Here is a 13,821-nt window from a genome sequence, read left to right as displayed (position 1 = left end):
CGCCGGCCCGGTCATCGTGCCGGGACGACACCATACCAACCGCAAAGAGACGAACCCTGACGACGGCCCACGCGCCGTTTCAGCATGCTGATAAAGGAGGCACTCGCCATGATGGAACCCCACGCCCAACCACTCGCCGAGGTCGGCGCAAAACCGTTCGACAGCCAGGGGCTGCTCGACCGCTATTTCGAAATCAGTGCGCGCGGCAGCTCGCAACGCCAGGAAATCATCGCGGGCGTCACGACGTTTCTCGCGATGGTCTACTCGGTCTTCGTCGTGCCGGGCATGTTCGGCAAGGCCGGCTTCGACACCAGCGCGGTGTTCGTCGCTGTGTGCCTGACGACCGCGTTCGGCTCGCTGCTGATGGGCATCTGGGCACGCCTGCCGATCGCGATCGGCTGCGCGATCTCGCTCACTGCATTCACTGCTTTTGGCCTCGTGCTCGGCAAGGGACTGCATCCGACTGTCGCGCTCGGCGCGGTGTTTCTGATGGGCATCGTGTTCACCGGCATTTCGGTGACGGGCGTGCGTTCGTGGATCCTGCGCAATCTGCCGACGGGTGTCGCGCACGGCACGGGCATCGGCATCGGGCTGTTCCTGCTGCTGATCGCCGCGAACGACGTCGGCCTCGTGACGAAGAATCCGGGACCGGGACTGCCGGTGTCGCTCGGCCATCTGACGTCGCTGCCTGCGTTGATGTCGGTTGCAGGGCTTGCAGCAATCTTTGGGCTCGTGCGGCGTCGTGTGCCGGGCTCGATCCTGATCGTGATCGTCGCGATCTCGGCGATCGCGCTGCTGATCGATCCGGCGGTGTCGTATCACGGCATATTCGCGTTGCCGTCGCTGAGCGCGCCGGGACACGCATCGCTGATCGGTGCGATGGACATCAAGGGCGCGTTGTCGCTCGCCGTGCTGCCGAGCGTGCTCGCACTCGTGATGACCGCCGTGTTCGACGCGACCGGCACGATCCGCGCAGTCGCGGGGCAAGCGGGTCAGCTCGATGCTAATGGACGCATCATCAACGGCGGCCGTGCGTTGACCGCCGATTCGCTGAGCTCGATTTTCTCGGGCTTTCTCGGCGGTGCGCCGGCGGCGGCGTATATCGAATCGACGGTCGGCGTTGCGGCCGGTGCGAAGACGGGGATGGCGGCTGCGGTCGTCGGGCTGCTGTTTCTCGTCGTGATGTTCTTCTCGCCGCTCGCCGGGCTCGTGCCTTCGTATGCGACGGCGCCCGCGCTGATGTACGTCGGTCTGTTGATGCTGTCGAGCGTCAGCAAGCTCGATATGGACGATATGGTCGACGCGATGTCGGGGCTCGTCTGCGCGGTGTTTATCGTGCTGACGGCGAATATCGTCACCGGGATCATGCTGGGGTTCTGCACGCTGGTGATCGGGCGTGTTGTGAGCGGTGAGTATCGCAAGCTGAACGTCGGGACGGTGGCCATTGCGGTTGTGCTGGCGGCGTTTTATCTGGGTGGGTGGGCGATCTGACGCCTGACGGCGACCTGTTGGTTCACGTTTAAGTTGAACCTGTGGCCCGGTGCATCGGGTCCGGGTTCGAACAGGCCGCAAAAAACCTTCGCACTTGTCGACACTGCCGGCCTTCGCTCAGCGAGCGGGGCCGGTTAGCCGCTTCGATACAGATGGGTCAACGACCTCATCCCTTAACGCGATCCACAGCCACTTGACTCTATACTGAACGCTCTCTGGAGAGTTCAATGACTGGTCAAGACAGGCTGCATCCGTTACGTCCGTTTCTGAAGAACTGGGTTTGGGAGCACGGCCGGGTGGGCACTCGCTATCTGGATTGCACCGATGGCGTGGTCAAGTTCGATGAAGGCAAGAAGTCGCACTTCGCGGCGGAAGAATATATCTACGTGCCGCTCGACAAGGACGCTCAGGACGATGCATCCGTGCACGGCCCCGCGATCCAGGAAGCGGGACTCGCGCGATTCCTGAAAGCCGCGCAACTGGGCAAGCCGGAAGAAGCCGGCTCCGCGGCGGAAGTCCAGCGCGCGGTGGAAGACTGCCTCGCGCTCGGGCTGTTCAGTGCGTATCAGCCGGAAGCCAGGGCCGCGTCGGCACGCTACGCCGAGGAAGCGATGTTCGACGATGAAATCCGCGCGGCGGTGGTCGAGGACATCCGGCGGATTTACGTCGGCATGCGCGAGCAACTCGCGTTGTACGATTTCAGTGTGCTCTACGGCTTGCCCGCGCCGTTGCTGATCAGCGAGACACCGTTTATCGACTGGCGTGTGCGCACGAGTCCGGCGCTACCGTTCGTATCGTTGCCGCTTGGGCCTTATTGCTTGCTGGTGGGGGCGCCGTCGGGCAGAAAAAGCCGGATGGGTCCGGTGGTCTGGAAGGCGGCTGCGACGTTGGGGCCGTTGAAAGACCACAACCGCTATCTCGTCGAGCATGCGCGTTTGTGGCTGGTCGCGACTACTGACGATCAACTCGTTGCCGTGCAGGGGCGCTTTGCTGTGGCCGAGGGCGGTGATGAGTCTGGAGAGGCGAAGGCTTGAGCGCGGTCGTAACGGCGAGCCGTCACGGCACGCCGCTACAGCGACATATCGAACGCTGGACGCAAAAACAGTTCGATCGCCATCACGACGAGTCCGAGCGCGGCCGCCGACAACGTCAGCGTGCCGTACTCGTCGTAACGCAAATCATGCAGACACGCGACGATGAAAAGGATCGCGAGCAGGTTGGTCAACCAGTCGAAATTCAGCGCAAGCGACATCGTGGAATCCGGGCCCGTTGAGACGAATCGCATCTATATATGTGGGCGATTCTATCGATACGAGCTTACGGATTCGCAACGCCTGGGCTTACATCGCTTACGTTTCGACGCGGGTATTTTTGTTCACGCGTCCCGCAGCATGTCGCTGCGAATCCAGTCGAGCACCGACGCATGCTTCGGCTGCCAGCCGAGTAGCATGCGCGCCCGCTCACCGCGTACACGGCTGTTCGAGCCCAGACCATACGACGCCATCTCGTAGCCCCATTCCTTCTGCGCTTCTTCGAGCGGCCAGTCTTGCGGCTTGCCGAGACCGAGCACGTCGGCGATCGCGGTCGTCATGTCGCTGAACGACGCTTCGCCACTCTCGACGAAATAGAACGTGCCGGCCGGCGTCTTTTCGAGTGCGAGTCGATACAGCTCGACGACGTCGTCGATGTGCACGTTCGACCAGATGTTGCCGCCGCTGCCCACATGACGCACGACACCGCTCTTGCGCGCCTGCGACAGCAGACGCGGCAACTGCACGCTCGCGCTGCCCGGCACCGCGCCGTGACCGTAGATCAGCGTGTTGCACAACACGGCCGAGCGGATGCCGCGTTGCGCGGCATCGAGCACGAGTTGATCGATTGCGACGCGCGGGGCCTTGTCAGCGGTCGGCTCGGGCAGTGCATCCTCGTGGTAGATCGCAGCCGCGCCGCGTTCACCACCCGATGCATCGCCGACGATGCTCGAGCCGCTCGTGTGCAGGAACGGTTTGCCCGAGCCCGCGAGTCCTTCGATCAGCGCTTCGACCGCGCCGCGATGATCGCTGTTCGCCGCGTTGATCACGGCGTCGGCGGCTTTGGCTTGCGCGATCAGCAGCGCGCGGTCGTCGAGCGTGCCGACGACCGGTTCGATGCCGAGGCCGCGCAATGCGTCGGCCTGTTCGGACTTGCGCACGAGCCCTGTGACGTGGTGGCCTGCGCGGACGAGTCCCGCCGCAATCGATCCGCCAATGAAACCGTTGGCGCCGGTGATGAAGATGTCCAAGGTGTTGCTCCCATGCAGGACGATGGCTGTGGATGCGTTTCGTGAAGCTGTGCAGGCAGTATCGGTGCTGGGACGTTGGGTAAAAAGGGGGCTTGGTTCAAATGAGTTTTGATCTGGGTGCACGAATGTCGGGGGGAGGGGAGCGAGTCACGGAGCGATACATAGGGCATCGGTCGCTGCGACGCCGTTCTCCGACTGGCTAGCGCCGCGTCACGACGCTGGCAGAGCAGCGCCGACCTCGGGCACCACGACATTGAGCCATCTTGTAATTTCCTGAGGTACCTGGCCGTCGGAGCGAATATCGAATGACACGCCTGTATGCGTACGGACGTAGCACGGCGTGAACGAACGTGTCAGATCGCGGCTATTGTCGACGAGCAGTGCTGCGTCAGCGATGGTCAGTGCGCTCTTGATGGCTTTTTGCGTGCGAGAGAACCGCGCGAGGATCTTTTCTGGACTGACCGTGTGTCCACCGTCGGCTGCGCGACTATTCACACGCCCCAGGGAAAGCGCCGCGCTGCTCAATCCCACAAAAAGGAGCACGACGAAATAACCCGCCGCCTGCAGATTGCGGATCAGATCGATCTTGCTTTCGTGACCACCGCACGGCAACGGCTTCCAGTAAGAGAAAACGGTCTCGGTGGCAAAGGGAATCCGATTGGCCATAGCTTCACCAACAAAATTTTCCGTTCCCTTTTGCGCGATCTGCATCCACACCGTGTTGGTGTCACGCAATGTTTGCGCCCATGGGCGTAAGCGGCCCCTTTTATCTTTTTCCGGAAGAGTCGACAGAATCATTCGGTCCGCGTTGATCAGCGGAACCTGGATGTCGTCGACGACGTGTTCGTACCACATCGTCGACTTTCCCGAGCCATTGTGTCCGGCCAGGATGACGGCCGGCGGTTTGCCAGAGGCAACCGCAAGCGCAAAGACATCGCTGACCGACTGCCGTATTGGAATGGTTTGCGTCATGCGGTAATCAGGCCAGGGATTTATCCGGCTTGAACTTGCCCTTCACGAAATGACCTCGCTCCACCTTCCCATGGAGAATGCGTACGACTCGGGCGGGGTCAAGCGGATCAGCCTCGAAAAGAGGTACCCACGGGGGATGACGTAAAGTGGTTCCCGGATTGAGGATACCGTTAAGCAATGCTTTTAAGGCTCTTCTACCAACCGCCAGCGATCTCTTCATATCGGCCTCACTCGGCCTTTCCGCAAGAATAGTGGTGCGTCCAAACTTCACTTCCACGAGAGGCGTCGTGCCTTCTCCTTCGTATTTGATCGCATGTATTTTTACCGGCTTGGGCGATGCCGTCGTTGCTCGTTTTCTTCCAGGCACAGTCAACCTCCGTGTATTGCTTGTCCGTATGAGCATTCTATTGGGCAGGTAGATCTCGCCACCAGATAGCCGAAGGGCTAATCCGATATCGCGGCCAGGACTGCGGCCACACGAGCGCGTCTCGTATCGTCGGTGCCCGATCCGTGCTCCAGATCGACCGAGTCGTTGCGCGTCACGCATCGCTACGTGGTCACTCAGGATTTGCACACACGGCCTCCCGGATCAGCTTTGCACCCGTGCTTTTATCCACCTCTCTATGCGATTTTTGAACGTGTATATACAAGTAAAGTCAGCCAGACCCCAAAATCGGCGGTGCACCGCACAACCGCACCCACCCCCGAAAATCTGGTGAAAACCCTTACACAGAAAGCACGAAAAGGACTTGTATATACAAGCTGGCGACGCTAGACTTTCTGAAAATTTGTATAGACAGGATCGACTCCATGATGAAGCTCACGCCAGGTCAACTGACTCTGCCCCAACTGCGCCGGATCGCTCGCGAACCGGTGACGCTCCAGCTCGATCCGGCGAGTTTTGCCGCGATCGACGCAGGCTCGAAAGCCGTCGCGGACATCGCCGCGAAAGGCGAGCCCGCCTACGGGATCAACACCGGCTTTGGCCGCCTCGCCAGCACGCACATTCCCCACGATCAACTCGAACTGCTGCAGCGCAATCTGGTGCTGTCGCATGCGGTCGGTGTCGGTGCGCCGATGTCGCTGCCGGTCGTGCGTCTGCTGCTCGCGTTGAAGCTGTCGAGCCTCGGCCGCGGTCACTCCGGTATTCGCCGTGAAGTGATGAACGCGCTGATCACGCTGTTCAACGCCGACGTGCTGCCGGTGATTCCGGTGAAGGGTTCGGTCGGCGCATCAGGCGATCTCGCGCCGCTCGCGCATATGTCGGCGGTGCTGCTCGGTGTCGGCGAAGTGTTCGTCAAGGGCGAACGCGCGCCGGCTGAAGAGGGGCTGCGTCTCGTCGGCCTCGCGCCGCTCACGCTGCAGGCGAAGGAAGGCCTCGCGCTGCTGAACGGCACGCAGGCGTCCACCGCGCTCGCGCTGTACAACATGTTCGCGATCGAAGATCTGTATCGCACGGGTCTCGTCGCGGGTGCGCTGTCGGTCGATGCGGCCGCCGGTTCGGTGAAGCCGTTCGATCATCGCATTCACGCACTGCGCGGCCATCAAGGACAGATCGACGCGGCCGCCGCGTATCGCACACTGCTCGAAGGCTCGGGCATCAACGTGTCGCACGCCGATTGCGACAAGGTGCAGGACCCGTACTCGCTGCGCTGCCAGCCGCAGGTGATGGGCGCGTGTCTCGACCAGATGCGTCATTCAGCCGACGTGCTGCTGATCGAAGCCAACGCCGTATCGGATAACCCGCTGATCTTCCCGGACACCGGCGAAGTGCTGTCGGGCGGCAACTTCCACGCGGAGCCGGTCGCGTTCGCCGCCGACAACCTCGCGCTCGCCGTAGCCGAAATCGGTGCGCTCGCCGAACGCCGCATCGCACTCTTGATCGACACGACGCTGTCGGGCCTGCCGCCGTTCCTCGTCAAGGATGGCGGCGTGAACTCCGGCTTCATGATCGCGCACGTCACGGCCGCCGCGCTCGCATCGGAGAACAAGACGCTCGCGCATCCGGCCTCGGTCGATTCGCTCCCTACGTCGGCGAATCAGGAAGATCACGTGTCGATGGCGACGTTCGCTGCGCGCAAGCTCGCCGACATCGCGGACAACGTAGCCAACATTCTCGCAATCGAACTGCTCGCCGCTGCACAGGGCGTCGATCTGCGCGCGCCGCATCACACAAGTCCGAGACTGCAGGGCGTGATGGATCTGGTCCGTGGCGACGTCGCGCACTACGAACTCGATCACTACTTCGCACCGGACATCGCAGCGATCGCGCGACGCGTGCAGGACGGCTCGATCGCCGCGCACAGCCCGCTCGCATTCGCGTCCGAAGCGAAGTAACGGAAGTAACGCACACGCAGCCCGCACCCGAGCGACCACGCCCATGAACGCACCCGCCTATCAAGGCATCAAGGACTTCATCCTGTCCCGCATCCACGCAGGCGAGTGGGGCGAAGGCGATCAGGTCCCGTCCGAGAACGAGCTGGCGCGCGAGTTCAAGGTTGCGCGAATGACGGTCAACCGCGCGCTGCGCGAACTCACGTCGGAACAGGTGCTCACGCGGGTGCAGGGCGCAGGTACGTTCGTCGCCCGGCCGAAATACGAATCGACGCTGGTGGCGATCCGCAGCATCTCCGACGAGATCGTCGCGCGCGGTCATCGTTATCACGCGGAGGTGCTGCACATCGGCGCGGCGATCGCCGACGAAACGCTCGCCGGCGAAATGCAGGTCGGCGCGGGCAGTCCGATTTTCTATTCGCGCGTGCTGCACTTCGAGAACGACGAACCGGTGCAGCTCGAAGAACGCTGGGTGAATCCGACGGTCGCGCCCGAGTACGCATTGCAGGACTTCACGAATACGACGCCGAACCAGTACCTCGTTCGCGTGGCACCACTGCAGCGCGTCGAGTACCGGATCGAGGCCGCCGCGCCCGACGACGGCACGCGCGCACTGCTGACGATGGACCCGCTCGAGCCGTGTCTCGTGCTGCACCGTCGGACGTGGTCGCAGGGCGTGGTCGCGTCGATCGCGAACCTGTGGCATCCGGGCAGCCGCTACCGCTTCACCGGACACTTCTGATCCCGCATTTTCGAAACCGAAACCGAATCCGTATCCATTCCGAGCCCGTCAAGGGACACTGAGAGCCAGCCATCATGAACAATCCGAAACACATCGACCCGCGTCTCGATCCGACCCGCACGATCCGCGCACCGCGCGGCACCGAGAAGACCTGCAAGAGCTGGCTCACCGAAGCCGCTTACCGGATGATCCAGAACAATCTGGACGCCGAGGTCGCCGAGCATCCGCACGCACTCGTCGTGTACGGCGGTATCGGCCGCGCTGCGCGCAACTGGGACTGCTTCGACCAGATCCTCGCGTCGCTGAAGGACCTGAACGATGATGAGACACTGCTGATCCAGTCGGGCAAACCGGTCGGCGTGTTCCGCACGCATGCCGACGCGCCGCGCGTGCTGCTCGCGAATTCGAATCTCGTGCCGCACTGGGCGACGTGGGAACATTTTCACGAACTCGATCGCAAGGGCCTGATGATGTACGGCCAGATGACGGCCGGCAGCTGGATCTACATCGGCAGCCAGGGGATCGTGCAGGGTACGTACGAAACGTTCTTCTCGGTCGCGAACCAGCACTTCAACGGCGACCCGAAAGGCCGCTGGATCCTGACCGGCGGCCTCGGCGGGATGGGCGGCGCGCAGCCGCTTGCAGCGACGATGGCGGGCTTCTCGATGATCGCTGTGGAGTGCGACGAGACGCGCATCGACTTCCGTCTGAAGACGCGCTACGTCGATAAAAAAGCGCGGACGCTCGACGAAGCGCTCGCGATGCTCGACGAAGCGAAGAAGGCGGGCAAGCCGGTGTCGATCGGTCTGGTCGGCAACGCGGTCGACGTGTTCGCCGAATGCGTCGCGCGCGGCATCACGCCCGACTGCGTGACCGATCAGACGAGCGCGCACGATCCGATCCACGGTTACCTGCCGCAGGGCTGGAGCGTCGAAGACTGGCGCGAGCGTCAGAAGACTGTGCCGGACAGCATCGTCACGCCGGCGAAGCAGTCGATGGCGAAGCAGGTTCAGGCGATGCTGACGCTGCAGGAACGCGGCGCCGCGACGCTCGACTACGGCAACAACATCCGTCAGATGGCGCTCGAAATGGGCGTCGAGAACGCATTCGATTTTCCGGGCTTCGTGCCCGCGTATATCCGTCCGTTGTTCTGCGAAGGCAAGGGGCCGTTCCGCTGGGTCGCGCTGTCGGGCGATCCGGAAGATATCTACAAGACCGATGCAAAGGTCAAGGAGCTGATCCCCGACGATCCGCATCTGCACAACTGGCTCGACATGGCGCGCGAACGCATCGCGTTCCAGGGTCTGCCGGCGCGGATCTGCTGGGTCGGCGTGAAGGATCGCTATCGCCTCGGCCTCGCGTTCAACGAGATGGTGAAGAACGGCGAGCTGAAGGCACCGATCGTGATCGGCCGCGATCACCTCGACACGGGTTCGGTCGCGAGCCCGAATCGCGAAACCGAATCGATGAAGGACGGCTCCGATGCGGTCAGCGACTGGCCGCTGCTCAACGCGCTGCTGAACACGGCAGGCGGCGCGACGTGGGTGTCGCTGCATCACGGCGGTGGTGTTGGGATGGGCTTCTCGCAGCACTCGGGCGTTGTGATCGTTTGCGACGGCACCGATGCAGCATCGAAGCGGATCGAACGCGTGCTGTTCAACGATCCGGCGACGGGCGTGATGCGTCATGCGGATGCAGGCTACGAACTCGCGCAGCAGACTGCGCGCGATGCGGGTTTGAAGCTGCCGATGCTGGGTCGCTAAGGCCGATCGTCGTGAATACAGTGAGTAATTCGTGCGTCACTTCGACGGTCATTCGCGCGGCGGAACTGGTCGCGTCGCCGTGGAAGAACGGCGGCGGCGTGACGCGCGAGATCGCTTCGCACGTTCCGTCGGCGCGCGTCGACGGTGGCGCGCTCGACGCATTCGCATGGCGCGTGAGCGTCGCCGACGTCGCGACGGCCGGTCCGTTCTCGCGCTTCGATGGTGTCGACCGGACGCTCGTGCTGCTGTCGGGCGCGGGCATGCTGCTCGACGAACGTGCGGAGCAGGGCAACGACGGACACACGCATGCGTTGACGAAGCCGCTCGACGTCGCGCGTTTTCGTGGCGAGGCAGCGATCGATGCACGGCTCGTCGACGGCGCGACGCGCGACTTCAACCTGATGGTGCGACGGAACGCGGCAACAGGTACGCTCGATGTCGTGCGTGGCGGTGCGCAACGCACGCTGAATGCAGACGTCGCGTTGCTGTATTGCGCGGTGGGTGTTGCAGAAGTGACGATCGGCGATGCGGCGCCTGTGCGTCTCGCGGTGGGCGATACGTTGCGGATCGATGGCGTGCACGACGTGCGGTGCGTTATCGAAAGCGATCAAGCTTCCGCACTGCTCGCGATCGAAATCCACTACACAAACATCGCATAGCATCGTCCGACCATCCGATCCCGCGAACCAGACCGCGCGACCCTGAACATGAGCCAAGCGATGAAGCACACAGTCTGGCATCACCTCAATCTCTGCGCGGACGGCGACCCCGACCGCGCAATCTCCGATGCTGCCATCGCGGTGACCGACGGCCGAATCGAATGGCTCGGCGCCGCGAGCGAACTCCCTGCGGCATACGCAACGTGGCCACGCGAAGATCTGCACGGCGCGTGGGTCACGCCGGGTCTGGTCGATTGCCATACGCACCTCGTGTACGGCGGCCAGCGTGCGGACGAATTCGCGCAACGCCTCGCGGGCGTCAGCTACGAAGAAATCGCGCGACAGGGCGGCGGCATTGTATCGACGGTACGCGCAACACGCGCGGCCGACGAAGCGACGCTATTCCGCGCCGCCGCCGCACGACTCGAACCGTTGCTAGCCGAAGGCGTGACCGCGATCGAGATCAAGTCCGGCTACGGCCTCGATCTCGCGAGCGAGCGCAAGATGCTGCGCGTCGCGCGGCAACTGGGCGAGCGCTATCCGGTGACGGTCTACACGACGTTCCTCGGCGCGCACGCGTTGCCGCCGGAATTCGCGGGCCGCGCGGACGACTACATTGCCGAAGTGTGCGACCGCATGCTGCCGGCGCTCGCGGACGAAGGCCTCGTCGATGCAGTCGATGTGTTCTGCGAACGCATCGGCTTCTCGCTCGCGCAGAGCGAGCGCGTGTTCGACGCGGCCGCGCGCCGCAACCTGCCCGTGAAAATGCACGCGGAGCAACTGTCGAACAGCGGAGGCACGGCACTCGCCGCGCGGCACCATGCGCTGTCGGCGGATCACCTCGAATTTCTCGACGAAGCCGGCGTTGCCGCGATGCAGGCCGCAGGCACGGTCGCGGTGCTGCTGCCTGGCGCGTACTACTTCATTCGCGAGACGCAGTTGCCGCCGCTCGATCTGCTGCGCCGCTACAAGGTGCCGATCGCGATTTCGACGGACAGCAATCCAGGCACATCGCCCGTCACGTCGCTGCTGCTGATGATGAACATGGCGACCACGCTGTTCCGGATGACCGTGCCCGAAGCGCTGCAAGGCGTGACCGCGCACGCGGCGCGCGCGCTCGGCCAGGCGGAGCGGCACGGGACGCTCGCGGTCGGCCGTTCTGCCGACTTCGCGGTGTGGTCCGTTGCGACGCTCGCCGAGCTTGCGTACTGGTTTGGCCGTCCGTTGTGTGCACGCGTCGTGCGCGGCGGCGAGACGGTCTACACGCGACCGGCTTCGACGATTTCTCTCAAAACTCAACCATGACTTCTTCCGACCGTTCGCTGTTTGCCGATCACGCGTGGCTGCCCGATGGCTGGCGCCGCAACGTGCTGCTGCAATGGGACGTGCACGGCATGCTCACGGAAGTGCGCGCCGACAGCGCTGCGCCCGCGGGTATCGCGCATGCGGCCGGCCCGCTGGCGCCAGGCATGCCGAATCTGCACTCGCATGCATTCCAGCGCGCGATGGCGGGGCTCACCGAGTATCGCGCGAACGCAGTCGACAGCTTCTGGAGCTGGCGCGACCTGATGTACCGCTTTGCCGCGAAGATCTCGCCCGACGGCCTCGCCGCAATCGCGCAGTGGCTGTACATCGAAATGTTGAAGGCGGGCTATACGTCGGTGTGCGAGTTTCACTACGTGCATCACCAGGCCGATGGCGCGAGCTATCCGCAGCGCGCGGAACTCGCGGCGCGCGTCGTCGATGCAGCCGCCGCGACCGGCATCGGCATCACGATGCTGCCGGTGCTGTATCAGTACAGCGGCTTCGGTGCGAAACCACCGCGCGACGATCAGCGGCGCTTCCTCAATACGCCAGACGAATTGCTCGGACTGCTCGCGCAATTGCAGAAGACGCATCCCGAGCATCATGCGCTGCGTTACGGCGTTGCGCCGCATTCGCTGCGCGCGGTGTCCGATACGTCGCTGCGCGAACTGCTCGGCGGCCTCGACACGATGCTGCCCGGCGCGCCCGTGCACATCCACATCGCGGAGCAAACCGCCGAAGTCGACGCGTGCATCGAGACCGAAGGCGCGCGGCCGGTGCGCTGGCTGCTCGATCGATTCGACGTCGATTCGCGCTGGTGCCTCGTGCACGCGACGCACGTCGATGCCGGTGAAACCGCTGCGCTCGCGAAGAGCGGTGCGGTCGCAGGGCTGTGCCTCACGACCGAGGCGAATCTCGGCGACGGCATTTTTCCGGCGGCGGAATATCTCGATGCGCATGGACGATTCGGCATCGGTTCGGATAGTCACATCGGCGTCGACTGGCGTGCGGAACTGCGGCTGCTCGAATACGGGCAACGGCTGCTGCGTCGGCAGCGCAATGTGCTCGCGAGCGCGGATGCGCCGCAGGTCGCGGACCGTCTGTTTGCGGCTGCGCTTGAAGGCGGTGCGCACGCGACGGGCCGTCGCGTCGGTGCGCTCGAAGTGGGTGCGCGCGCGGACTGGCTCGTGTTCGACGCGGACCATCCGAGCATCGCGGGCCATGCGCCGCAGACGTGGCTCGCGGGCGCGGTGTTCTGCGAGCATGGCGAGACGCCGGTGCGCGACGTGTATGCAGGCGGCGCGAAAGTGGTCGACAATCGTCGGCATCGCGACGAAACGCGTGCGTACGCGCAGTACCGCGCGGCGCTCGCCGATCTGCTGGCCTGAATTTCTCCCGACACGAACACGGAAACGATATGACTGCCGCCAACCATCCGCCGGTTTTCTCGCTGCAGCGGGGAAGCCTGCCGTTCCTGATTTCGATTCCGCATCTGGGCACGCGCATCCCCGACGACATCGCCGCGACGATGACGCCGGCCGCGCAGCGCACCGACGATTGCGACTGGCACCTCGATCGCCTGTATGCGTTCGCGGCAAAGCTCGGCGCGTCGATTCTCGCGCCGACCTACGCGCGCTACGTGATCGATCTGAACCGTCCGCCCGATGGCGCTAACCTGTACCCGGGCCAGGACACGACAGGGCTGCTGCCGGTCGATACGTTCGACCGCGAGCCGCTATACCGCGACGGTCATCTGCCCGACGACGCGGAAACCGCGCGACGTCGCGAGCTTTACTGGCGGCCGTATCACGCGGCGCTCGTCGATGAACTCGCAGCGTTGAAGGCGAAACACGGCAAGGTGCTGCTGTGGGAAGCGCATTCGATCCGCTCGCATGTGCCGCGTTTCTTCGAAGGGCGGTTGCCGGACTTCAACTTCGGCACGTCGAACGGCGCGAGCGCGGCGCCGGGTCTCGCGGACGAACTCGCAGCGATCGTCGAGCGTCACGGCGGCTACACCGCGATCGCGAATGGACGCTTCAAGGGCGGCTACATCACGCGACACTATGGACAGCCGGAGCAGGGCGTGCACGCGGTACAGCTCGAACTGTCGCAGATCACGTATATGCAAGAGCAGATGCCGTACGCGTACGACGACGCGCTTGCGCAACGTGTCGAGCCGTTGCTGGCGAAGCTCGTCGATACGGCGCTTGAATGGACGACGGGCGTGCGGGGGTGAGGCTCGCGGTGCAAGGCTCGGCCACGTAGCGTCGCATG

Annotated in this window: 13 protein-coding genes; 9 read left to right on the top strand and 4 right to left on the bottom strand. The window is 63.8% G+C overall.

Annotated features, from left to right (window positions below; genetic code table 11):
- Nucleotides 1–108 precede the first annotated feature (108 nt).
- Together E1748_RS21955 and E1748_RS21950 are read left to right on the top strand one after the other, a co-directional pair.
- On the top strand, nucleotides 109–1,491 hold the full coding sequence (locus E1748_RS21955) for an NCS2 family permease (protein ID WP_133649241.1): 1,383 nt from the start codon (nucleotides 109–111) through the stop codon (nucleotides 1,489–1,491).
- Between the two features lie 227 nt (nucleotides 1,492–1,718).
- Nucleotides 1,719–2,525, top strand: a complete 807-nt coding sequence (locus E1748_RS21950) for a hypothetical protein (protein WP_133649240.1) — start codon at nucleotides 1,719–1,721, stop codon at nucleotides 2,523–2,525.
- Nucleotides 2,526–2,560: 35 nt separating this feature from the next.
- Here E1748_RS21950 and E1748_RS21945 read toward each other — a convergent pair whose 3' ends face one another.
- The 4 genes from E1748_RS21945 to E1748_RS21930 all read right to left on the bottom strand — a co-directional run bounded on the left by E1748_RS21945 (nucleotide 2,561) and on the right by E1748_RS21930 (nucleotide 5,111).
- Nucleotides 2,561–2,743, bottom strand: a complete 183-nt coding sequence (locus E1748_RS21945) for a hypothetical protein (protein WP_133649239.1) — start codon at nucleotides 2,741–2,743, stop codon at nucleotides 2,561–2,563.
- A gap of 123 nt (nucleotides 2,744–2,866) precedes the next feature.
- A complete protein-coding gene (locus tag E1748_RS21940) occupies nucleotides 2,867–3,772 on the bottom strand; it encodes an NAD-dependent epimerase/dehydratase family protein (protein ID WP_133649238.1) in 906 nt (301 codons plus the stop codon).
- A 210-nt stretch (nucleotides 3,773–3,982) separates the two neighbouring features.
- Complete coding sequence (locus E1748_RS21935; RefSeq protein ID WP_133649237.1) at nucleotides 3,983–4,744, bottom strand: toxin; 762 nt, start codon at nucleotides 4,742–4,744, stop codon at nucleotides 3,983–3,985.
- 7 nt (nucleotides 4,745–4,751) lie between these two features.
- Nucleotides 4,752–5,111, bottom strand: coding sequence for a hypothetical protein (locus E1748_RS21930; RefSeq protein WP_133649236.1), 360 nt, complete (start codon nucleotides 5,109–5,111; stop codon nucleotides 4,752–4,754).
- A 443-nt stretch (nucleotides 5,112–5,554) separates the two neighbouring features.
- On the opposite strand from E1748_RS21930, the gene hutH reads away from it, so the two are divergent.
- From hutH to hutG, 7 genes are all read left to right on the top strand, one after another.
- Complete coding sequence (hutH, locus tag E1748_RS21925) at nucleotides 5,555–7,081, top strand: histidine ammonia-lyase (protein ID WP_133649235.1); 1,527 nt, start codon at nucleotides 5,555–5,557, stop codon at nucleotides 7,079–7,081.
- Between the two features lie 43 nt (nucleotides 7,082–7,124).
- Nucleotides 7,125–7,820 carry a histidine utilization repressor gene (gene hutC, locus E1748_RS21920; protein ID WP_133649234.1) on the top strand — a complete coding sequence of 232 codons (696 nt, stop codon included), beginning with the start codon at nucleotides 7,125–7,127 and terminating at the stop codon, nucleotides 7,818–7,820.
- 74 nt (nucleotides 7,821–7,894) lie between these two features.
- Complete coding sequence (hutU, locus tag E1748_RS21915) at nucleotides 7,895–9,583, top strand: urocanate hydratase (protein ID WP_133649233.1); 1,689 nt, start codon at nucleotides 7,895–7,897, stop codon at nucleotides 9,581–9,583.
- A gap of 20 nt (nucleotides 9,584–9,603) precedes the next feature.
- A complete protein-coding gene (locus E1748_RS21910; RefSeq protein ID WP_205965286.1) occupies nucleotides 9,604–10,242 on the top strand; it encodes a HutD/Ves family protein in 639 nt (212 codons plus the stop codon).
- A 60-nt stretch (nucleotides 10,243–10,302) separates the two neighbouring features.
- On the top strand, nucleotides 10,303–11,547 hold the full coding sequence (gene hutI / locus E1748_RS21905; protein WP_133649232.1) for an imidazolonepropionase: 1,245 nt from the start codon (nucleotides 10,303–10,305) through the stop codon (nucleotides 11,545–11,547).
- A complete protein-coding gene (locus tag E1748_RS21900; protein WP_133649231.1) occupies nucleotides 11,544–12,935 on the top strand; it encodes a formimidoylglutamate deiminase in 1,392 nt (463 codons plus the stop codon). The genes hutI and E1748_RS21900 overlap by 4 nt, the downstream gene beginning before the upstream one ends.
- A 29-nt stretch (nucleotides 12,936–12,964) precedes the next feature.
- A complete protein-coding gene (gene hutG, locus E1748_RS21895) occupies nucleotides 12,965–13,783 on the top strand; it encodes an N-formylglutamate deformylase (RefSeq protein WP_133649230.1) in 819 nt (272 codons plus the stop codon).
- Nucleotides 13,784–13,821: the final 38 nt, after the last annotated feature.

The sequence above is a fragment of the Paraburkholderia flava genome (assembly GCF_004359985.1).
Classification (GTDB): Bacteria; Pseudomonadota; Gammaproteobacteria; order Burkholderiales; family Burkholderiaceae; genus Paraburkholderia; species Paraburkholderia flava.
This window is presented reverse-complemented; position numbering and strand designations above follow the sequence as displayed.